This is a genomic window from Denitratisoma sp. DHT3, from assembly GCF_007833355.1.
In the GTDB taxonomy this organism is placed as follows: Bacteria; Pseudomonadota; Gammaproteobacteria; order Burkholderiales; family Rhodocyclaceae; genus Denitratisoma.
Genome location: NZ_CP020914.1, coordinates 2,828,897 through 2,850,542 on the forward strand (window position 1 = coordinate 2,828,897; position 21,646 = coordinate 2,850,542).

Sequence of the window (21,646 nt, forward strand, 5' to 3'; positions counted from 1 at the left end):
GCGCTATGCCGCCAACGCGGCGAGCAGTTTGTCGTGGATGCCGCCGAAGCCGCCGTTGCTCATCACCAGGACCCGGTCGCCGGCGCGGGCGGTGGCGGCAATGGCGGCGACCATGGCTTCCAGGTCGTCGTGGGTGGTGGCGCGTTCGCCCAGCGGCGCCAGTGCGGCGGCGGCGTCCCAGCCCAGGTTGTGGGAATAGCAGAAGACCTGGTCGGCCCGCGCCAGGCTGGCGGGCAGTTGGGCCTTCATGGTGCCCAGCTTCATGGTGTTGGAGCGTGGCTCCAGCACGGCGAGGATGCGGCCGTCGCCCACCTGGTCGCGCAGGCCGGCCAGGGTGACGGCGATCGCGGTGGGGTGATGGGCGAAGTCGTCGTACACCGTCACGCCGCGCACCGTGCCGCGCATTTCCAGGCGGCGCTTGATGCCCTGGAAGCGGCTCAATGCCTCCAGGCCGTGGGCCAGCGGGACGCCGGCATGGCGCGCGGCGAGCAGCGCGGCGACGGCGTTGGCCTGGTTGTGGGCGCCGGCCAGCGTCAGGTGGGCGCGCCCTTGCGCCGCGCCCTGGTGCAGGAGTTCGAAGGCGTCGCCGCCCAGGGCTTGCGCCTGCCAGTCGCCGGCGTGGTTGAAATATTCGACCGGCGTCCAGCAGCCCCGCGCCAGCACCCGTTGCAGGCTGTCCTCGGCGCCGTTGGCGACGATCAGGCCCTGGCGCGGCAGGGTGCGCACCAGATGGTGGAACTGGGTCTCGATCGCCGCCAGGTCGGGGAAGATGTCGGCGTGATCGAATTCCAGGTTGTTGAGGATCGCCGTGCGCGGCTTGTAGTGGACGAACTTGGAGCGCTTGTCGCAGAAGGCGGTGTCGTATTCGTCGGCTTCGATGACGAAGAACGGCGAGTCGGTCAGCCGCGCCGAGAGGCCGAAATTCTGCGGCACGCCACCCACCAGGAAGCCGGGGCTGAGGCCGGCATCCTCCAGGATCCAGGCCAGCAGCGAGGTGGTGGTGGTCTTGCCGTGGGTGCCGGCCACGGCCAGCACCCATTTGTCGCGCAGGATGTGTTCGGCCAGCCATTGCGGGCCGGAGACGTAGGGCAGGTTGCGGTCGAGGATTTCCTCGAGCAGCGGATTGCCGCGCGAGATGGCGTTGCCGACCACGAACAGGTCCGGCGCCAGCGCCGACTGGTCGGCCGCGTAGCCCTCGACCAGGGCGATGCCCTGTTCTTCGAGCTGGGTGCTCATCGGCGGGTAGACGTTGGCGTCGCAACCGGTGACCCGGTGGCCCGCGGCCCGCGCCAGGAGGGCAATGCCGCCCATGAAAGTACCGCAGATGCCCAGGATGTGGATATGCATGGCGACCAAGCGTGCAATAATCGGCGCGCATTTTAACTGATCCGCCGCCATGCCCCGCCGCAAACCCGTCCCTCAGCCCAGTGCCCAGGCCCGCCGCTCCATCGCCAGTCTGGCGGCGCGGCTGATGGCCGAGGACGGCATCGCCGACTACGGCCAGGCCAAGCGCAAGGCCGTCCGCTCCCTGGGGCTGGGCGAGGGCGCGGCACTGCCGGGCAACGACGAGGTGGAGGCCGAATTGCGCGCCTACCAGTCGCTCTACCAGGAAGACGAGATGCGCGAGCGCCTGCAGTCGATGCGCGCGGCGGCGCTGACCGCGATGGACGTGCTGGTGCCGTTCCGTCCCTGCCTGACCGGCGCGGTGCTGGACGGCACGGCCGGCCGCTATGCCGGGATCGAACTGGACCTGTTCGCCGACAGCGCCAAGGACGTGGAGATTTTCCTGCTCTCGCGCAACCTCGATTACGAGCCGGAGGAGCCCCGCCGCCACGGCCCGGACAGTCCGGAGACCCTGCTGCGGCTGGACTGGCAAGGGTTGCCCCTGGTGCTGGCGGTGTATCCGCTGGTGGCGGAGCGCGTCAGTCCGCGCAGCCGCCGGGCGCGCGCCGGCGCGGTCGCCGCCCTGCTGGAAGGCGACGCGTGATGCGCAAGTCCGCACTCTGGGCCGGCCTCGTTCTGGTCACCCTGGCGTCCACCTGGGGGGGCTACTACTTCAGTCAGCGCCTCGCACCGGCGCCGGCGATCCCCAGCGGCCCGGTCTCCCGCGACGCGTTGCCGCGCCTGATGGCGGCGCCCCTGACGGATCTGGCGGGGCAGCACCGCACCCTGGCCGAATGGCGCGGCAAGGTTCTGGTGATCAATCTCTGGGCCACCTGGTGCACGCCCTGCAAGGAGGAAATGCCGGCTTTCTCCAAGATTCAGCAGCAAACGGCCGGCAATGGCGTGCAATTCGTTGGCATCGCCATCGATACCGCGGAGGCGGTGAAGGCTTTCTCGGCACAGTATCCGGTCGCCTATCCGCTGCTGCTGGGCGACAGCGAGCTGAGCGCCCTGAGCAAGGAGCTGGGCAACAGCATCCAGGGGCTGCCCTTCACCCTGATTCTCGATCGCACCGGCCAGCCGGTGGCGAACCGGCTGGGCCGCTGGCCGGAGGACGATCTGCTCAAGCGGCTCCAGCCGCTCCTGGCGGCCGGCGTTTGATTTTCCCGCTCCCGGCCCGAAACGCCGGGCGCCGAATTGCATCCGCATAATTTCATGAAACTGGACAAAGTGTCGCGATTTGCGGCAAACTAGCAGCCATGCCGAAGCCAACTCGCAGCCAAAAAAGCAAAGCCGCCACCAAGGGCGGCACGCTTCCCGTGCGCATATTGGTCCTTCATGGACCCAATCTGAACCTCCTGGGCAGCCGGGAGCCCGTCGTGTATGGCCGTACCGGCCTTGCGGATATTCATCGAGCGATGGAAGCGCGCGCCCAGGCCGTCGGAGTGCAGATCGAGAGCTTTCAGAGCAACCATGAAGGCGAGCTCATCGATCGGGTGCAGAGCGCCCGGAGCGAAGGCATCGAATTCATCATCATCAACCCGGCCGGCTACACCCACACCAGCGTCGCCCTGCGCGACGCCCTGGCGGCGGTGGCGATCCCGTTCATCGAAGTGCATTTGTCGAACATCCACGCACGGGAAGCGTTCCGCCATCATTCCTATTTCTCCGACCTGGCCGTCGGCGTGATTTGCGGGCTGGGCGCCCAGGGCTATGAATTGGCCCTGGACGCGGCGCTGGCCCGGCTCGATCATTGACCTGAATCCTTTCAAAGGGGCCGCAAGGCCCCTTTTTTGACTTGCAGGGAGTTGTTTCCATGGACCTCAGAAAACTAAAAACATTGATCGATCTCGTGCAGAATTCCGGGATTTCCGAGCTGGAGATCAGCGAAGGCGAGGAAAAGATCCGCATCGCCAAGCACCTTGCCGTTCCCGCGCCGACCACGATGATGGTGGGGATGCCGCAGGCCGCGCCGCATCCGGCGCCGAGCCCCGCCGTTCCCGCGGCGCCCGCCGCCGAGCCGCCCGCCAGCACTCTGCCGGAGGGGACGGTGATGACCGCGCCGATGGTCGGCACCTTCTACCGCGCCAGCAGTCCGGGCGCCAGTCCCTTCGTCGAAGTGGGCCAGGCCATCAAGGTCGGCGACACCCTGTGCATCCTGGAAGCCATGAAGCTGATGAACGAGATCGAGTCCGAGGTCGTCGGCACCGTCAAGGCGATCCTGGTGGAGAACGGCCAGCCCGTCGAATTTGGCCAGCCCCTGTTCGTGATCGGCTGACCCCACATGTTCGGAAAAGTACTGATTGCCAATCGGGGCGAGATCGCCCTGCGCATTCTGCGCGCCTGCCGCGAGCTGGGCATCAAGACCGTGGCCGTCCATTCGACGGCCGACACCGAGGCCAAATACGTCAAGCTGGCGGACGAGTCGGTCTGCATCGGGCCGCCGTCGTCGGGGCAGAGCTATCTCAACATCCCCGCCATCATCTCGGCCGCCGAGGTGACCGACGCCGAGGCCATCCACCCCGGCTACGGCTTCCTCTCGGAAAACGCGGCCTTCGCCGAGAAGGTGGAGAAGTCCGGTTTCATCTTCATCGGCCCGCGCGCCGAGACCATCAGCCTGATGGGCGACAAGGTCAGCGCCAAGGACGCCATGAAGGCCGCCGGCGTGCCCTGCGTGCCGGGTTCCGAAGGCGCCCTGCCCGAGGATTCCAAGGAGGTCGTCAAGATCGCCCGCGCCATCGGCTATCCGGTGATCATCAAGGCCGCCGGCGGCGGCGGCGGCCGGGGGATGCGGGTGGTGCACACCGAGGCGGCCCTGCTCAATGCCGTGACCATGACCCGCACCGAGGCCCAGTCGGCTTTCGGCAATCCGACGGTGTACATGGAGAAGTTCCTCGAAAATCCCCGCCACATCGAGATCCAGGTGCTGGCCGACGAGCACGGCAATGCCGTCTACCTGGGCGAGCGCGACTGCTCGATGCAGCGCCGCCACCAGAAGGTGATCGAGGAGGCGCCGGCGCCGGAGATCAACCGCCGCCTGATCGCCAAGGTCGGCGAATCCTGCGCCGCCGCCTGCCGCCGCATCAACTACCGCGGCGCCGGCACGTTCGAGTTCCTCTACGAGAACGGCGAGTTCTATTTCATCGAAATGAACACCCGGATCCAGGTGGAGCATCCGGTCACCGAGCAGGTGACGGGCATCGACATCGTCCAGGCCCAGATCCGCATCGCCGCCGGTGAGAAGCTCTGGTTCCGGCAGCGCGACGTGGTCCTCAAGGGGCACTCCATCGAATGCCGCATCAATGCCGAGGACCCCTTCAAGTTCACGCCTTCGCCGGGCCGCATCGAGACCTGGCATCCGGCCGGCGGCCCCGGCGTGCGGGTGGATTCCCATGTCTATGCCGGCTATATGGTGCCGCCCAACTACGACTCGATGATCGGCAAGCTGATCACCTGCGGCGACACCCGCGAGCAGGCCATCCGCCGGATGCGCATCGCGCTTTCCGAGATGATGGTGGGCGGCATCAAGACCAACATTCCGCTGCACCAGGAGCTGATGCAGGACGAACGCTTCGTCCAGGGCGGCACCAGCATTCACTACCTGGAAGAAAAGCTCGCCGCGAAGGGGAAATGAGGACGCAGTCCTCGTTTTCCCTTCGGGGGTGCTGGTGCACCCCAGGGGGAATCGTGGGCCATCCCTCCCGGCCTCCCTTCCCGGGGAAGGGCGGTGACGGAGGTTCGCGGGCTGCGCCCGCTGCGGGTGGTGGCTGGTCCCGCCTCCGGTGAAAGGCGGTAAGCCGCCTGCGCGCGGCAGGAAGGCGTATCCCGATCGAAGTCGCACACGGCTTGCTTTAATATGACTCACCATGTGGATTAACGTCACCGTCCCGGTGGAGGCGGCCCACGCCGAGCCCCTCTCCGATGCCCTGATGGAACAGGGCGCGCTCTCCGTCAGCGTCGAGGACGCCTTCCTCGGCACCGAGCAGGAGACGCCCCAGTTCGGCGAGCCGGGCAGTCCGACCACGCCGCTGTGGGAACACAGCCGGGTGACCGCCCTGTTCGAGCCCGGCGACGACCTGCCCGGCCGCGTGGCCGCCGCCTGTCAGGCGATCGGGCTGGCGGACCTGCCGGAATTCGAGTTCGCCGAAGTGGCGGAGCAGAACTGGGTGCAGCTGACCCAGTCCCAGTTCGAGCCGATCCGCATCAATGACCGGTTCTGGATCGTGCCGTCCTGGCACATGGAGCAATTCCAGCAGACGCCGGCGGCGGACCGCATCGTCCTGCAGCTCGATCCCGGACTCGCTTTCGGCACCGGTTCGCATCCCACCACCTGGCTGTGCCTGCAATGGCTCTGCGAGCAGGTGCAGGGCGGCGAGACGCTGCTGGATTACGGCTGCGGCTCCGGCATCCTGGCCATCGCCGCGGCGAAACTGGGCGCCGCCAGCGTGCTCGGCGTCGACATCGACGAAAAAGCCCTGGAGGCGGCGGCCGAGAATGCGCGGCGCAACGGCGTCGATCTGGCGCTGCGCCACTCGCGCCAGCCGCTGGCGGAGCGTTTCGATCTGGTGGTGGCCAACATCCTGACCAATCCCCTGTGCGTGCTGGCGCCGCTGTTGTCGGACCGCCTCGCCCCGGGCGGCCGCCTCGCCCTTTCCGGCGTGCTGGAAACCCAGGCGTCCCAGGTGATCGAGGCCTATGCCCCCTATCTGCGGCTGGAACCGGGCGCGGTTCATGAAGGCTGGTGCCGTCTGGAGGGGCGCCGCCGGTGATGCTGACGCGTTGCCCCGGCTGCGCCACCGCCTTCCGCGTCACGCCGGACCAGTTGAAGGCGCGCCAGGGCAAGGTGCGCTGCGGCGAATGCCGCCACGTCTTCAATGCCCTGGACAGCCTGGTGGAGGAACCCGCCGCCGTCGTTCCGCCGGTTGTGGCTGTACCCGCCCCGTCCGCACCGCCGCCCGCCGAGCCCGATCGGGACGAAGCCGGGGACGCGCCGGTCCAATCCGCCGACTTTGAGCCAGTGCCGATGCCGGCGCCGGACGCGGTCGAGGTGCCGCCGCCGGAGGCCGCGCCCGAGCCGGAGTTGGGGCCGGAGTTGGGGCCGGAGTTGGAACCGGAGTTGGAACCGGAGTTGGAACCGGAGTTGGGGCCGGAACCGGCGTCGTTCGTAGCGGAGCCCGCCGCCGTCACGGCGGCCGAGGCCTCGCCGGGCGAGGACATCGCTTCCCCCGACGTTTCGCCGCCCGCGCTGGAAACGCCCGACAGCCTGCCGGCGGCCGCTTCCGACGCCGAGGCGGCGGCGGAACCGCTCGTCGCTCCGCCGCGCCCTTTCTGGGTTCCGTCCTATCCGTCGGTTCGTCCGCGGCGCTGGCCCTGGATCGTCGGTCTGCTGCTGGCCCTGCTGCTGCTGTCGGCGCAGGCGCTGCTCCATTTCCGCGTCGAACTGGCGGTGCTCCAGCCCGGCCTCAAACCCCTGCTGCGCGCCGTCTGCGCCCCGTTCGGCTGCGACGTGCCGCGTCCGCGCCGGGCGGACCTGCTGGAAATCGAGACCTCGGACCTGCACCCCGATCCCCGCCGCCAGGGCCTGCTGCATCTGACGCTGACCCTGCGCAACCGGGCGCCCTTCGCCCAGGAGCTGCCGCATCTGGAGGTGACCCTGACCGACACCGCCGATGCCGTCCTGCTGGTGCGCTCGCTGCCGCCGCGCGAGTACCTGCCCGCCGGCGTCGATCCGGGGCAGGGGTTCGCCGCCGGCGAACTGCCCCTCGACCTGGTGCTGGACGCGGGCGATCTGCCGGCCGCCGGCTACCGGCTTTATGTTTATTTTCCCTGACGAGAATTTCCGATGCGTACCCTGATTTGCGGCTCCATGGCCTACGACACCATCATGGTGTTCGGCGACCGTTTCAAGAATCACATCCTCCCCGAACAGATCCACATCCTCAACGTGGCTTTCCTGGTGCCCGAGATGCGCCGCGAGTTCGGCGGCTGCGCCGGCAACATCGCCTACAACCTGAAGCTGTTGGGCGGCGAGCCCCTGATCATGGCGACCGTGGGCGACGATTCCGCGCCCTATCTGTATCGCCTCAAGCAGCAGGGCATGGATGTCAGCCACGTGCGGGAAGTGCCCGGCAGCTTCACCGCGCAGGCCTTCATCACCACCGATCTGGACGACAACCAGATCACCGCCTTTCATCCGGGCGCGATGAATCATTCCCATGAAAACAAGGTGGCCGACGCCGCCGGGGTGGGCCTGGGCATCCTGGCGCCCGACGGCCGCGACGGCATGCTGAGCCATGCCCGCGAATTCCACGCGGCCGGCGTGCCGTTCATTTTCGATCCGGGCCAGGGCCTGCCGATGTTCGACGGCGCGGAACTGCTCGAATTCCTGAAACTCGCCGACTACTGCACGGTCAATGACTACGAGGCGAAACTGGTCTGCGAGCGCACCGGCTGCGATCTGCCGGAGCTGGCGACCCATGTCCGGGCGCTGATCGTGACCCTGGGCGGAAACGGCTCCCGAATCTACGCCGACGGTCAACGCATCGACATCCCCAGCGTTAAGCCGGATGCCGTGATCGATCCCACCGGCTGCGGCGATGCCTATCGGGCCGGTCTGCTCTACGGCATCGGCCACGATCTGGGCTGGGAAAAGACCGGACGTCTGGCGTCGGTGATGGGCGCGATCAAGATTGCCCACCGCGGCGGGCAGAACCACAAACCCGGCCGCGACGAGATCGCCGCCCGCTACGAGGCGGCGTTTGGCGCAACACCCTGGTAACGCGCCAGGGCGCCAACCTCGCCCTCGCTGTTTGGCTTGCCGCTTTACTTTGCTGCTTCACGTTAAAGGAAATTCCATGAAAAGCATCGTCACTTTCGCCGCTACCGCAACCGCCGCGCTGGTGTTGATCAGTGGCTGCGCCACCAGCAGTTCCGGCGCCAGCTACAGCCAGGCCCAGGCCCGCCATGAAATGGTGGTGCGCCTGGGCGTGGTGGAGGCGGTCCGTCCGGTGCAGATCGAGGGCAGCAAGTCCGGTGCCGGCACCCTGACCGGCGCGGTCGTCGGCGGCGCCGCCGGCTCCAAGGTCGGCCAGGGCAAGGGCTCGGCGGTGGCGGCGATCGTCGGCGCCGTGGCCGGCGGCATCGCCGGTTCGGCCCTGGAGGGCAGCGCCACCAAGAAGGATGGCGTGGAGATCACCGTGCGGCTGGAGAACAACACCTTGATCGCCGTCACCCAGGAGGCCGACGAGGTGTTCCGTCTCGGCGAGCGGGTGCGGGTGCTCTCCGGCGGCGGCGTCACCCGCGTCGCCCATTGAGGGTACTGATTCGCCTGCCAGGCGCCGCCCTGTATCTGCTGGGCGGCGCGCTGGTGGTGTTGCTGTTCTTCCGCCACTGGTCCGAAGCGCGGCGCCAGCGCGTCACGCAGGCCTGGTCGCGGGGATTGCTGCGCATCCTCGGCATCCGCGCCCGCTATCGCGGCCAGCCGCCGATGGCCGGCCTGGTGGTCGCCAATCACATTTCCTTCGTCGATATTTTCGCGCTCAACGGCGCGATGCCCGCCTGCTTCGTCTCCAAGGCCGAGGTGGCGCGCTGGCCCTTGATCGGCTGGCTGTGCCGTCGTACCGACACGCTGTTCCTGGAACGGGGCAGCCGGGCCGCGGCGCAGCGGGCGCGGGAGAACCTGGTGCGGCATCTGGCGGCCGGCAAGCGGGTGGTGGTGTTTCCCGAAGGCACCACCAGCCGTGGCGAGGCGGTGCTGCCGTTCCACAGTGCCCTGTTGCAGTCGGCGATCGACGCCGGCACGCCGGTGACGCCGGTCGTCCTGCGCTATCTGGATCGCGCCGGCAGGCGCAGCGAAGCCCCCGCCTATGTGGGCGACGTCTCGCTGCTACAGTGCCTGCGCACCATCGCCGCCAGTCGCGGACTGGTGGTGGAGGTGGAGGTGTTGCCCGCGCACGCCGTGGCGGGCGGCGATCGGCGTCACGTCGCGGCGCATCTGCATCGCAGCATCGCCCACCGCTTGCACGCCGCAGGCGGACCGGCGCCGCGCACCGATCCGCCCTCGACGGGATTTACCAGCGATAGTTGAAGCTCGCGCCGTAAGTGCGCGGTTGCAGGTAATAGGCCGTGGTCAGGTTGTTGAAGCCAGGCCCGAAGTCGATGAAGTTCACCGGCTGCATCTTGTCGGTGGCGTTCTTCACCCACAGCGCCACGTCCGCCGACCCGGGGCCGCCGATCGGGATGTTGGACAGCACCAGACGCAGATTCAGCAAGCCATAGCCCTTGACCTTGCTGTTCTCCGCCAGCGGCCGGGCCGGGTCCACCGCGCTCAACTGGTAGGGATAGCCGTAGAAGGACGAGGTGTAGCTGTAGTCGGCGATACCGCGCCAGACCCCGAGCGCCGAGCGCCCCAGTCGCGCATCCACGCTCAGGTTGAAGGTGTGCTTGGGCGCATGGGGAAAGGCGCGGTTGCCGGCGACGTTGCCGATCGGCAGGCCGGTGGCCGGCGCTTCCATGAACTCCTTGTACTTGCCGTCCAGATAGCCATAGCCGGCCTGTAGCCTGAGGCCGTCGACGGGCACGTACACCCCTTCCAGTTCCAGGCCCTTGACCGTGGCCTTGCCGGCGTTGCGGATCACGGAAACGCCGGGCAGGCCGGTGAAGCGCGAAATCTGCAGATCCTGGATGTCATTGTGGAACACGGCGGCGTTGAGCTGCATGCGGCCGTCGGCCGAACTCATCTTGACGCCGAATTCGTAGGTCTTCTGCTTTTCCGGGTCGAAGGGGATTCGAGCCTCGGCCGCCGTGCCGGCCTCGCCCTGGAAGCCGCCGCTCTTGAAGCCTTCCGAGTACTTGCCATAGACATTCAGGTGCTCGTCGAACTTGTAGGCCAGCGAGAGCATCGGCGTCGTCGCCTTGAAGGATGCCTCCGCCTCGACGTAGGGGATCGCGGAACCAAAGCCGGTGATGCTCTTGAAGCGCGAGCCCATCTTGGTTTCCTTGGTGCGGCGCAGGCCGGCGGACACCGTCCACTGGTCCGTCAGCTTGTAATCCGCCTGCCCGTAGATCGACTGGGCATCGGCGCTGTAGCCGTATTCCGAACTGTCGGTGCCGAAATAGAAGACGTGCGGATTGATGGTGTAGCCGCGGTCCTTGTAGTAGTACAGGCCGAGCACGTAGTTCAGGCGGTCGGTGTTGCCGATCCACTGGAACTCCTGCGAGCGCTGGGTGTAGTCGGCGATGCGGGCGCCGGTGGCGATCACCAGGGGCGTGCCGTCCAGATCGTAGGAATCGTCGTTTTTCAAGGTACGGCGCGAGGTGATCGACTTCAAGGTATTGCGGTCGTCGAGCTTCCAGGTCAGCGTCAGGCCATGGCCTTGCAGCACCAGGCGCTCGTAGGACGGATAGTCGAGGCTGGCGGTCTTTTGCCAGTCCTGGGCGACATAGGGCGCCATCCCCGCCATCGGAGCGGTGGTGGCCGTCATGCGATAGAGCTGGTTGTGCGGGGGCTCCTGATTCACGCGGCTGTGGTCGTAGCGGTAATCGGCCTGGAAATCGGGCGAAAAATCGAACAGCGCGGCGAGCCGGGCACCGGTCTTGTCGCGCGTGTCGAGTTCGCGCGCCGGGCTGCCCGCGGTGGTCTTGACCAGACCGTCGCGCTTTTCCGAGCGCAGCCCCAGGGACAGGCTGAGAATGCCGAGCTTGGGCAGATCGAGGGAGACCTTTTCGGTGTGATAACCGTAGTTGCCGATCTCCAGCCCGACCGAGCCGCTCAGGGTGCCGCTCGGCTTGCGCGTGATCATGTTGACCGCGCCGGCCATGGTGTTGCGGCCATACAGCGTGCCTTGCGGGCCGCGCAGCACCTCGATGCGCTCCACGTCGACCACGTCGAGCACCGAACCCACGGCCTTGCCCAGATAGACGCCGTCCAGGTACATGCCCACGCTGGGCTCCCAGTACATGGCGCCGTTGAAGGTCACCGCGCCGCGCAGCGAAATCTGCGAGGTGACGTTGCTGGTGGGATATTTGCTGACCTGGAGGTTGGGCGCCAGGGCCTTCAGGTCGAGCACGTTGGAAATGCCGCGCGCCTCGATCTGCCCCGCCGACAGGGCGCTGATGGCGATCGGCACGTCCTGCAGACGTTCCGCCCGCTTCTGGGCGGTGACGATGACTTCGTCGATCTTTGCCTCGTCGGCGGCGGCCAGATTGGCGAAGGACGCCAGAGCGGAGGCCACCGCCGTCGCCATCAACAGCGGACGACCGGCCAGGGCCGCGCGGGACTTGGAATACAGGATCATGGTTGTTCCCCTCCTTGGTTCATGGTTTGTGATGAAGCGCCCGGAACTCATGAAGTGGTCAAGGTCGCTATGAGGGGTATACGCATATCAATCGAAAAACCGACAGCGCGGACCGTTTCCGTGCCAAAGGAAGCGTGGCACCGCTTCTTCCAGGGTGGAAGGCGGCCTGTCGGAAAAACGCCATTTTCACGTTAAACTCGGCTCGCCTTTTCGCAATGGGGGAAGCGACCGACCGGGCACTGTCAATGAAAATTCAGTCAAGAATGTTTTTTCTGTTCTTTGCGCTGCTGCTCTGCCTGGGTTCCGGTCTTGCGGTGGAGGCGCCGGCCGCAGCTCCCGGTTATTCGATCATGATGGTGGGGCGGACGGCGCCGACGGCCGAACGCAGCCAGTGGCTGCTGCTGATGCAGCGGGTGGCGGCGGCGACGGGAATTTCCTTCCGTCTGCAGATTCCCCCGACGCTGGGAGACTTCGAGCGGCGCGTGCTGGACGGCGATCCCGATTTCGCTTTTGTCGATCCCTATCTCATGGTGCGCGCTCATCAGTCGCTCGGCTATCTATCGCTGCTGCGGGACAGCAGCCGTCTGCTGCAAGGCGTGATCCTGGTGCGCCAGGACAGTCCGATCCGCAGCCTGAAGGCCCTGAACAAGGCGACCATTGCCTTTCCCGCCGTCAATACCTTTCCGGACAGCCTGCAAATCCGGCAGCTGCTGGCCCGCGAGCGCATCGCGTACCAGCCGCACTTCGCCGGCAATTTCGGCAATGCCTTGCGCCAGGTGCTCTACCAGGAGGCTGAGGCCGCGGCGACGACGACCAGCGCCCTTGGCCGCGAGCGGCCGGAAATCCAGTCCCGCCTGCGCGTGCTCTACGTGGCGCCGCCGGTAAGCCCGTATGTGCTGGCGGCCCATCCCCGGGTGCCCCTGGCGGCGCGCCGCGCCGTGGAAGCCGCGATCCTGGCGCTGGCGGACACGGCCGCCGGCGCCAGGCTGCTGGACGACGTGGACTTGAGCCAACCGGTGGCGGCGTCCTACGAAATCGATTACAAGCCCATGGAAATGCTTGGCCTCGCCCCTTTCGTCCTGCGGGGGAATGAATGAAGTTCCTGCGCGGTCTTTATTTCCGGCTGTTGCTGGCCGGGTCGTCAGCGGCGGCGTCGGCGGTGCTCGGCTTTGGCTACTACACTGCGGCCGGGCAGATGGAGATGGAAATCGACGCCAACGAGCGCGAGGTCCAGCTGGTCGCCGTCGGTCTGGCCGCCGCCGCCGATCATGTCGTGATGGCCCGCGACTATTGGGAAATCGAGCAGCTGATGCGCCAGGTGATCATCGATCCCAGCCTGCTCACGGTGCAGATCATCGATGTCCAGGGGCAGGTGCTGGGCCATATGGGGCGCTCCCTGTCGGACACCACGCCCAAGCTGGTTTTCGATGCGTCCCGCCTGGCGCCGCCCCACGGGGAGAAATCCCTGTTGAAGCGCCGGGGCGACACTGTCGAGGTCTGGTCGCCGGTCATGGTGGACAACAAGACGGCCGGCTGGGTCCGCCTGGAAAGCAATCCGCTGTGGAACCAGGCCCGGCATCAACACATCTGGCGCGATTCCCTGATCGCGGCGCTGGCAATGCTGGGCGGCAGTGCCCTGCTGCTGGCCTGGCTGCTGCGGCGCCCGGTCGGCGCCCTGGAGGCGGCCACCCGATTCGCCGCCGACCTGCCGTTGAACCACGGCGTGCAACTCGCCACCCGGCCCTCCACCGCCGAGGTGGACAAGTTGATCGAGGCCCTGAACCAGACCTCCGCCCAACTGGCGGCGCAGGATGACGCCCTGACGCAGAGTCAGCGCCACCTGGAAATCCGCAATCAGGTCTATGAGCGCCTGGCGCTGGGCGGCAGTCTGCAGGAGACGCTGGCCCTGATCGTCTCCAGCCTGGAATGCCAGCGCCCGGGCTGGCATATCGCCATCCTGATCCTGGACCGGGACGGCAAGCACCTGCAACTGGGGGTCGCGCACAATCTGCCGGACAGCTATCGCGCCCTGGTGGAAGACATCGAAATCGGCGAGGGCGCGGGCCCCAGCGGCACGGCGGCATACCGCAACGAACGGGTGATCATCGAGGACCTGTCCCGCCATCCCTATGGCGCGCGGTTCCGCGAATTCGCCGCCGAGGCGGGCGTGGCCGGCTGCTGGTCGGAACCGGTGCGCTCCAGCCGCGGCGAAATCCTGGCGCTGCTCTCGATTTACCAGCGGACGCCGATCCTGCCGGTCCCGGAGGACATCCATGTCGTGCAACATGGCGCCCATCTGGTCAGCGTGGCCGTGGAGCGGCATCGCGCCGAGGAGGAGTTGCAGTTGGCGTCCCTGGTGTACCAGGCCAGCGGCGAAGCCATCATGGTCAGCGACGGCAGGAACCGCATCATCGCCGTCAATCCCGCCTTCGTGCGCCTGACCGGCTACGGCGCGCAGGAAGTGCTGGGCAAGAGTCCCGCCGTGCTCGGCTCCGGACGCATGGACGCTTCTTTCTACAACGCCATGCAGCAGTCGATGCGCGCCAGCAATCACTGGCAGGGGGAAATCTGGAACCGGCGCAAGAACGGCGAAGTCTATGCCGAATGGCTCACCGTCAACGTCATGCGCGACGCGGCGGGGCGCCCCCATCGCTACATCGCGATGTTTTCCGACATCACCGCCAAGAAGCAGGCCGAGGAAACCATCTGGCAGCAGGCCAACTACGATCAGCTCACCGGCCTGCCCAATCGCCGCTTGTTCCGCGACCGGTTGCGCCAGGACCTGTTGCGCGCGCAGCGCCAGGACGGCGTGCTGGCGCTGATGTTCGTGGACCTCGACCGTTTCAAGGAGATCAACGAGACGCTCGGCCATGAGGCCGGCGACCACCTGCTGATCGAGGCCGCCCAGCGCATCAGTGCCTGCGCCCGCGATTCCGACACCGTGACGCGGCTGGGCAGCGACGAGTTCGCCGTCATCCTGGTGGGCCTGTCCGACCCCGGCGAGGCGGAGCGGGTGGCCAACAGCATCCTGCATGCCCTGGCGCAGCCTTTCAAACTGGGCACGGACGTGGGCTACGTCTCCGCCTGCATCGGTGTCACCCTGTTCCCCAACGACGGTCTGGATCTCGAAACCCTGCTGAAAAATGCCGACCAGGCGATGCATGTGGCCAAGGAATCCGGAAACAACAACTTCTCCTGGTTCACCCTCGATCTGCAATTGGCGGCGCAGGCGCGGCGCACCCTGCTCGGCGATCTGCGCAGCGCGCTGGCCGACGACCAGTTGCGGCTCCATTACCAGCCCATCGTCGACCTTCAGACCGGGTTGATCGTCAAGGCCGAGGCGCTGGTCCGCTGGCAACATCCGGTCCAGGGCCTGATCAGTCCGGCCGTCTTCATTCCCCTGGCCGAGGAGGTCGGCCTGATCGAGGAAATCGGCGACTGGGTGTTCCGCACCGCCGCCCGCCAGGCCAAGGCCTGGCAGCAACAGGGGTGGCCGCTGCAAGTCAGCATCAACAAGTCTCCGCGCCAGTTCAACAGCAGCTTCAGCGGCGCCTCCTGGCTCGATTTCCTGCGCGAGATCGATCTGGCGCCCCAGCAACTGGTGATCGAAATCACCGAGGGCCTGCTGCTCGATCAATGTTCGGCCGTGACCGAGCAACTGCTGAGCTATCGCGAGGCCGGCATCGAGATCGCCGTGGATGATTTCGGCACCGGCTATTCGGCCCTCTCCTATTTGCAGCGCTTCGACATCGACTATCTGAAGATCGATCGCAGCTTCATCAGCGATCTGTCGGAAAGCGCCGACGACCGGGCGCTGGCCGACGCGATCATCGTCATGGCCCACAAGCTGGGCCCCAGGGTGATCGCCGAAGGCGTCGAAACCGGCTACCAGCGGGATTGGTTGATCAGTTCCGGTTGCGACTTCGTCCAGGGCTTCCTCTATGCCCGTCCCCTGCCCCTGACGGAATTCAACGCACTGCTGCGGCGGAGTTGAGGGTACGCGCGGCATCGCGCCTTAAGCCTGTCTTAAGACGCAATGCCGACAATCGCGCATCTTCAATGGAGACAGTGGTCCATGCCGCGAAGCTTGCTGGTTTTCCTGAGTGCCCTGCTGCCCTTGTCCGCCCTGGCGGAAGAGCCGCTGATCGCCCTCTCGCCGGAGCAGGGCCAACGCGCCGGCATCGTTGTGCAGCCCCTGAAGGCGCTGCGGACGGCCGACGACCATGGGCTGCCGGCCCAGGTCGTGATCGACCCCCGCCGCATCGAGATCATCGCCGCGCCCCTGGGCGGGATCGTCACCGCGGTGCGGGTGCTGTCCGGCGAGACCGTGAAAAAAGGCCAGGTGCTGGGGCGCCTGCAGGGCGCGCCGCTGCTGGGCCTGCAGCGCGAATACGTGGAGGCCCGGGGCCAGGCCGAGTTGGCGGCGGAAGCGCGGCGCCGCGACGAGACGCTGTTCGCCGAGGGCATCATCGCCCGCGCCCGCCTGCAACAGGCGCAGGCCGCGGAGCGCGCCGCCGCGGCGCTGCTGCACGAGAAGCGCCAGGCCCTGGCGCTGTCCGGACTGGCGCGGCCGGACGGTGGCAATGGTGGCGAAGGTGGTGGCGCGGGCGGCGATTTTTCCGGCGCGGTGGAATTGCGCGCCCCCTTCGCCGGCGTGGTGCTGGAAGCGCCGGCCCAGCCCGGCCAGCGCCTGGAATCCTCGGCGCTGTTGTTCAAGCTGGGGCGGCTGGACGCCCTGGCCCTGGAAATCCAGGCCACGCCCCATCTGGCGGCCGGCGTCATGCCGGGAGACCCGGTGTCGGTGCCGGGCTGCGCGCAGCCGGCGCGGGTGACCGCCGTCGCGCCGCAGTTGGCGGGCGGCAGCCAGTCCGTGCTGGTGCGGGCCGAACTGAAGCAGGCCGCCGGCTGCGTCCGCCCCTACCAGCAGTTGCAGGTCCGGCTGCGTCCCTCCGCCAGCCACCATGGCAAGGGCTGGACGCTGCCGACGACGGCGCTGGTGCGCCACCTGGACAAGGCCTGGGTGTTCGTCGCCGCCCCGGGCGGCTATCGCCCGGTGGCGGTGCAACTGCTGGACGAGACCGACGGGACCGTGCGCATCGACGCGGCGCTGGCGGCGGACAGCCTGCTGGTGGTGAAGGGGGCGGCCACGGTCAAGGCGGCTTGGCTCGGCCTGGGCGCGGCGGAGAGCCGCTAGATGCTGGCGCGCCTGATCGAGTTTTCCCTGACCCAGCGGCTGCTGGTGATCGTCGCCACGGTGCTGCTGCTGGGCGGCGGCGTCGCGGCTTTCCGCGAACTGCCGATCGACGCCTATCCGGACGTTTCCTCCACCCAGGTCAAGGTCATCGTCAAGGCGCCGGGAATGACGCCGGAGGAGGTGGAAGCCCGCATCGTCACCCCGATCGAGCTGGAACTGCTGGGCATTCCCGACAAGCGCATGGTGCGCTCGGTGTCCAAATACGCGATCGCCGACATCACCCTGGATTTCCAGGACGGCACCGACATCTACTGGGCCCGGCAGCAGGTCAGCGAGCGCCTCGCCGGCGTCATGGCCGACCTGCCGGCGGGCGCCAGCGGCGGCCTGGCACCGATCACCACGCCGCTGGGCGAGATGCTGATGTTCACCATCGAGGGCGAACTGTCGCTGGCGGAAAAACGCACCCTGCTGGACTGGGTGATCCGTCCCCAGTTGCGCACCCTGCCCGGCGTGGCCGAGGTCAACAGCCTGGGCGGCGAGGTGCGCAGTTTCGAGGTGGTGCCCGACCTGGTGGCGCTGAAGGCGCGCGGGCTGGGCCTGGCCGAACTGCGCCAGGCGCTGGAGGCCAACAACCGCAATGAAGGCGCGGGGCGCCTGACCGAAGGCGAGGAGTCGCTGCTGGTGCGCATCGAGGGCGGCGCGAAGACCCTCGCCGACATCGCCGGGATCGTCGTCGCCAGCCGCGACGGCGGCGTGGTTCGGGTCGGCGACGTGGCCCAGGTGCGGATCGGCAGCCTCAGCCGCTACGGTTTCGTCACCCATGGCGGCCGCGAGGAGGCGGTGGAGGGGCTGGTATTGGGATTGCGCGGCGCCAACGCGCGGCAGGTGGTGGACGGGGTCAAGGCACGCCTGGCGGAAATTCGGCAGACGCTGCCGGAAGGCGTCTCCACGCGCATCTTCTACGATCGGGGGGCCCTGGTGGAGCGGGCGGTGGGCACCGTCTCCAAGGCCCTGGGCGAGGCCATCGTGCTGGTGCTGGCGCTGCTGCTGGCCTTCCTCGGCGGGCTGCGGCCGGCCCTGGTGGTGGCCTCGGTGCTGCCCCTGGCGGCGCTGATCACCTTCGTCATGATGCATCTGTTCGGCATGTCGGCGAACCTGATGAGCCTGGGCGGCCTGGCCATCGCCATCGGCATGCTGGTGGATGCGGCGGTGGTGGTGGTGGAGAACGTCGAGAGCGAACTCGCCCGCGGCGGCCAGGATGCCCTGCCGCTGCGCCACCGCATCTACCGCGCGGTGCGCGAAGTGGCCCAGCCGGTGGCCTCCGGCATGGCCATCATCGTCATCGTGTTCCTGCCGCTGCTGACGCTGCAGGGCCTGGAAGGCAAGCTGTTCACGCCGGTGGCGCTGACCATCGTCTTCGCCCTGTCGGGTTCGCTGCTGCTGTCCCTGACCGTGATCCCGGTGCTGGCCTCGCTGCTGCTGAAGCCGGCCGCCGAGCATCGGGAGCCCTGGCTGCCGAGGAGGCTGACGGCGCTCTACACGCCGCTGCTGAACCGTGCGCTGGCCCGTCCGCGGCAGGTGATCGTCACCGCCCTGACCCTGCTGGCGTTGACCGGCGGCGCCTTCCTGCTGCTGGGCAAGACCTTCATGCCGGCGATGGACGAGGGCGACCTGCTGATGCAGGTGGCCAAGCTGCCGTCGATCGGGCTGGACACCAGCGCGGCGATCGACCTGACCGTGCAGCGCGCGCTCCTGGCGGAGGTGCCGGAAATCAGCGACATCGTCGCGCGCACCGGCTCGGACGAACTGGGCCTGGACCCGATGGGACTCAACGAGACCGACGCCTTCCTGGTGCTGAAGCCGCGCGCGCAGTGGCGCAAGCCCGACAAGGAATGGCTGACCGAGGAAGTGCGGCGGGTGATGGCCGGCTTTCCGGGGCTCGACATTTCCTTCACCCAGCCGATCGAAATGCGGGTGGCGGAAATGCTCACCGGCACGCGCGGCGACCTGGCGGTGAAGATCCATGGCGGCGACCTGAACGAACTCAACGCCCTGGCGGAACGGATGGCGGCCTTGCTCAAGGGCATCCCCGGCGCGCAGGACGTGCTGACGGTGAAGAACGAGGGGGTGCAGTACTACGCGGTGGAAGTGGATCGGCTCGCCGCCGGGCGCCTGGGGTTTTCCGTGGAGGACGTGGCCGGCGTGCTGCGCGCCCAGGTCGAGGGCCAGCCCGTCGGGCTGGTGCTGGAAGGACACCGGCGCACGCCGCTGGTCATCCGCGGCGGCGAGGACGTGCGCCTGTCGCCGGCCGCGTTCGCCAACACCCAGCTGGCGCTGAAGGACGGCGGCAGCGTGGCGCTGTCGTCGCTGGCCCGGCTCAAGCGTCTCGCCGGGCCGGTCAAGGTCGACCACGAGAATGCCCAGCGCATGGTGGTGGTCCAGGCCAACGTCAGCGGCCGCGACCTGGTGGGTTTCGTCGACGAGGCCAGGCGGCGGACGGCGGCCGAGATCGAGCTGCCGACGGGATATGCGGTCGCCTGGGGCGGCCAGTTCGAGAACCAGCAGCGCGCCGCCCAGCGCCTGGCGCTGGTGGTGCCGGTGGCCCTGGCGCTGATCTTCCTGATCCTCTTCGCCACCCTCGGCTCGGTGCGTCAGGCGGTCCTGGTCTTCACCAACATTCCGTTCGCGATGATCGGCGGCGTGTTCGGCCTGCTGCTGTCCGGCGAGTATCTGTCGGTGCCGGCCTCGGTGGGCTTCATCGCGCTGCTGGGCATCGCCGTGCTGAACGGGCTGGTGATGATCAGCTACTTCAACCAGCTGCTGGCGCAGGGCATGCCGATCGCGCAGGTGGTGGTGGAGGGCGCGCGGCGCCGCCTGCGGCCGGTGCTGATGACCGCGACCATCACCGCCCTGGGCCTGGTGCCGCTGCTGTTCGCCGCCGGCCCCGGCTCGGAGATCCAGAAGCCGCTCGCCATCGTGGTGATCGGCGGCCTGGTCACCTCCACCGCGCTGACGCTGTTCATGCTGCCCATCCTGTTTCGCCGCCATGGCGTAGAAACTTCATGATGAGACCCCGAGATGCGACCCGATAGCGATGCCTGCCTGAAGCTGATCCTGCCGCGTGCGCTGGAGGAGCAGGTGGTGGAGTTCCTGCTGCACCGTCCGCAGCTGGCCGGCGCCTTCGTCGCCTGCGCGGTGGATGGCCATGGGTCGTCCCGATTCATGGTCAGCGCCGGCGAGGAGGTGCGGGGGCGGACGGAGCGGGTGAAGATCGAAATCCTCACCCGCGAGGACATGGCGCGCGAGCTGGTGCAGGAACTGCGCGCCCTGCTGCCGGACACCAACGTCAGCTACTGGATCACCGCGGTCCTGGCCGCCGGGAGTTTTTCATGAACGGCCGCCGCTTGCTGTCGGGCGGGATCGGACTGCTGCTCGCGCTGCCGGCCCTGGCTGCGCCATCCGCTCCATCCGCCGACCTGCCGCCGACGGAGATCGCGGTCCGTGTCCTGGATGCCCATCCCCTGGTCCGCGCCGCCGAGTCGGGCGTCGCGCTGGAGCGGGCGCGCAGCGATCAGTTGGAGGCCGGCCCGCACGAACTGGCGCTGACCGTGGGCGGCGGCCGCCGCCGCGAAACGCTGGCCGAGACGCGCTACGCCGAGAAGGAAATCGGTTTGCAGCGGGCGTTCCGCCTGCCGGGCAAGCGCGGCGTCGACGTTCAGCTGGGCGCCGCCGGCGTCGCCCAGGCCCAGGCCCAACTGGGCGACGCCCGCCACGAAGCCGCGCGCCTGCTGCTCGCGCTCTGGTTCAACATCCGGCGCGAGATGGCGGCGGTCGACGAATGGCGCGCCGAGGCCGAGGTGCTGCAGGAGCAGGCCCGCGCCGCGCGGCGCCGGGTGGAGCTGGGCGACGCCGCCGCCCTCGAACAGTCGCTGGCGGAGGCGCAGCTGGCGCAGGCCGAGGCGCAGTCCAGCCAGGCCCGGAGCCGCCTGCAACTGGCCCGCAACGAACTGGCCCAGCACTTCCCGGCCTTGCCGCCGCCGGTCGACGCCGCGCTGGCGGAGCCGCAGCCGCCGGCCGCGGAGGACTGGCGGGAACGGCTGTTGAACCACAACCACGCGCTGGCGGCGGCGCGCGCCGCCGCCCAGCGCCAGCGCATCGGCGCGGATCGGGCCGAACGGGAACGCCTGCCGGACCCGACGCTGGGGCTGCGCTGGTCATCGGAGCGGGACGGGCAGGAAAAGCTGTTCGGGGTGCAACTGACCATTCCCCTGCCCGGCGCCGCCCGCGCCGCCGCCAGCCGCGGCGCCCAGGCCGAGGCCGAGGTCGCCAACGCCAGGGAGGCGTTGGCGCAGGCGGCGGCCGAAGCCGATGCCCGACGCGCGGTGACCCAGGCCGACGCCGCCTACCGTCAGTGGCAGCAGCAGGCGCGGGTGGCGGAACGCATGGAAGCCAACGCCCGCCTGCTCGACCGGGCCTGGCGTCTGGGCGAAGGCCAGTTGGCCGAGTTGATCACCGCCCGCCGCCTCGCCATCGAGGCGCGTCTGGGCGCGGCCCAGGCGCGCGCGGACGCGCAGGAGAGCCGTTACCGGCTATTGCTCGACGCCCACCAGCTCTGGCCGCTGGATACGTGCGCGGCCCACGGGCCGTCGGGGGAGGACGGCAGGAGTCGGCATGCGGAGTGTGATTGATTCCTGATGGGATACAATCAAAAGCCAAAATGGATGGCCTGAAATTCACCTCCAAATGGTGTCTGGGTGTGCTTCTGGCAATGCCA

The 21,646-nt window shown here is 68.1% G+C and carries 18 protein-coding genes; 16 read left to right on the forward strand and 2 right to left on the reverse strand.

The features are described from left to right. Positions 1 to 3: 3 nt before the first annotated feature. Positions 4 to 1,347: a UDP-N-acetylmuramate:L-alanyl-gamma-D-glutamyl-meso-diaminopimelate ligase gene (mpl, locus tag B9N43_RS13015; RefSeq protein WP_145842613.1), complete on the reverse strand. Its 1,344-nt coding sequence runs from the start codon at positions 1,345 to 1,347 to the stop codon at positions 4 to 6. 49 nt (positions 1,348 to 1,396) lie between these two features. Between mpl and B9N43_RS13020 the strand changes: the two genes are divergently transcribed. The 10 genes from B9N43_RS13020 (at position 1,397) to B9N43_RS13065 (ending at position 9,469) form a co-directional block, all read left to right on the forward strand. Beyond that, positions 1,397 to 1,987, forward strand: a complete 591-nt coding sequence (locus tag B9N43_RS13020) for a nucleotidyltransferase (protein WP_222428730.1) — start codon at positions 1,397 to 1,399, stop codon at positions 1,985 to 1,987. After that, entirely contained in the window at positions 1,987 to 2,544 is a 558-nt protein-coding gene (locus B9N43_RS13025; RefSeq protein WP_145842614.1) for a TlpA family protein disulfide reductase, read from the forward strand. Before B9N43_RS13020 ends, B9N43_RS13025 begins: the two co-directional genes overlap by 1 nt. 98 nt (positions 2,545 to 2,642) lie before the next feature. Then, complete coding sequence (gene aroQ, locus B9N43_RS13030; protein ID WP_145842615.1) at positions 2,643 to 3,140, forward strand: type II 3-dehydroquinate dehydratase; 498 nt, start codon at positions 2,643 to 2,645, stop codon at positions 3,138 to 3,140. Positions 3,141 to 3,199: 59 nt separating this feature from the next. Continuing rightward, complete coding sequence (gene accB, locus B9N43_RS13035) at positions 3,200 to 3,661, forward strand: acetyl-CoA carboxylase biotin carboxyl carrier protein (protein ID WP_145842617.1); 462 nt, start codon at positions 3,200 to 3,202, stop codon at positions 3,659 to 3,661. A gap of 6 nt (positions 3,662 to 3,667) precedes the next feature. After that, positions 3,668 to 5,017 carry an acetyl-CoA carboxylase biotin carboxylase subunit gene (gene accC / locus B9N43_RS13040; protein WP_145842618.1) on the forward strand — a complete coding sequence of 450 codons (1,350 nt, stop codon included), beginning with the start codon at positions 3,668 to 3,670 and terminating at the stop codon, positions 5,015 to 5,017. 232 nt (positions 5,018 to 5,249) lie between these two features. After that, positions 5,250 to 6,152, forward strand: a complete 903-nt coding sequence (gene prmA / locus B9N43_RS13045) for a 50S ribosomal protein L11 methyltransferase (protein WP_145842619.1) — start codon at positions 5,250 to 5,252, stop codon at positions 6,150 to 6,152. Beyond that, positions 6,152 to 7,213 carry a DUF3426 domain-containing protein gene (locus tag B9N43_RS13050; protein ID WP_145842620.1) on the forward strand — a complete coding sequence of 354 codons (1,062 nt, stop codon included), beginning with the start codon at positions 6,152 to 6,154 and terminating at the stop codon, positions 7,211 to 7,213. The genes prmA and B9N43_RS13050 overlap by 1 nt, the downstream gene beginning before the upstream one ends. Positions 7,214 to 7,225: 12 nt before the next feature. After that, positions 7,226 to 8,161, forward strand: a complete 936-nt coding sequence (locus tag B9N43_RS13055; protein WP_145842621.1) for a carbohydrate kinase family protein — start codon at positions 7,226 to 7,228, stop codon at positions 8,159 to 8,161. Positions 8,162 to 8,237: 76 nt separating this feature from the next. Further along, positions 8,238 to 8,696, forward strand: a complete 459-nt coding sequence (locus tag B9N43_RS13060) for a glycine zipper 2TM domain-containing protein (protein WP_145842622.1) — start codon at positions 8,238 to 8,240, stop codon at positions 8,694 to 8,696. Then, positions 8,693 to 9,469 (forward strand): lysophospholipid acyltransferase family protein, encoded by a 777-nt coding sequence (locus tag B9N43_RS13065; RefSeq protein WP_145842624.1) that lies wholly within the window; start codon positions 8,693 to 8,695, stop codon positions 9,467 to 9,469. The genes B9N43_RS13060 and B9N43_RS13065 overlap by 4 nt, the downstream gene beginning before the upstream one ends. Here the strand turns inward: B9N43_RS13065 and B9N43_RS13070 are convergent. Next, positions 9,453 to 11,678: a TonB-dependent receptor gene (locus B9N43_RS13070; RefSeq protein ID WP_186453819.1), complete on the reverse strand. Its 2,226-nt coding sequence runs from the start codon at positions 11,676 to 11,678 to the stop codon at positions 9,453 to 9,455. The genes B9N43_RS13065 and B9N43_RS13070 overlap by 17 nt on opposite strands. 263 nt (positions 11,679 to 11,941) lie before the next feature. Between B9N43_RS13070 and B9N43_RS13075 the strand changes: the two genes are divergently transcribed. The 6 genes from B9N43_RS13075 to B9N43_RS13100 all read left to right on the forward strand — a co-directional run bounded on the left by B9N43_RS13075 (position 11,942) and on the right by B9N43_RS13100 (position 21,560). Next, a complete protein-coding gene (locus B9N43_RS13075; protein ID WP_186453820.1) occupies positions 11,942 to 12,775 on the forward strand; it encodes a PhnD/SsuA/transferrin family substrate-binding protein in 834 nt (277 codons plus the stop codon). Next, positions 12,772 to 15,672, forward strand: a complete 2,901-nt coding sequence (locus B9N43_RS13080; RefSeq protein ID WP_145842627.1) for a putative bifunctional diguanylate cyclase/phosphodiesterase — start codon at positions 12,772 to 12,774, stop codon at positions 15,670 to 15,672. The genes B9N43_RS13075 and B9N43_RS13080 overlap by 4 nt, the downstream gene beginning before the upstream one ends. An 81-nt stretch (positions 15,673 to 15,753) precedes the next feature. Continuing rightward, a complete protein-coding gene (locus B9N43_RS13085) occupies positions 15,754 to 16,872 on the forward strand; it encodes an efflux RND transporter periplasmic adaptor subunit (RefSeq protein WP_186453821.1) in 1,119 nt (372 codons plus the stop codon). Continuing rightward, positions 16,873 to 19,938 carry an efflux RND transporter permease subunit gene (locus tag B9N43_RS13090; protein ID WP_145842629.1) on the forward strand — a complete coding sequence of 1,022 codons (3,066 nt, stop codon included), beginning with the start codon at positions 16,873 to 16,875 and terminating at the stop codon, positions 19,936 to 19,938. 12 nt (positions 19,939 to 19,950) lie between these two features. Beyond that, on the forward strand, positions 19,951 to 20,265 hold the full coding sequence (locus tag B9N43_RS13095; protein WP_145842630.1) for a DUF3240 family protein: 315 nt from the start codon (positions 19,951 to 19,953) through the stop codon (positions 20,263 to 20,265). Further along, entirely contained in the window at positions 20,262 to 21,560 is a 1,299-nt protein-coding gene (locus B9N43_RS13100) for a TolC family protein (protein ID WP_145842631.1), read from the forward strand. The genes B9N43_RS13095 and B9N43_RS13100 overlap by 4 nt, the downstream gene beginning before the upstream one ends. The last annotated feature ends 86 nt before the right edge of the window (positions 21,561 to 21,646 follow it).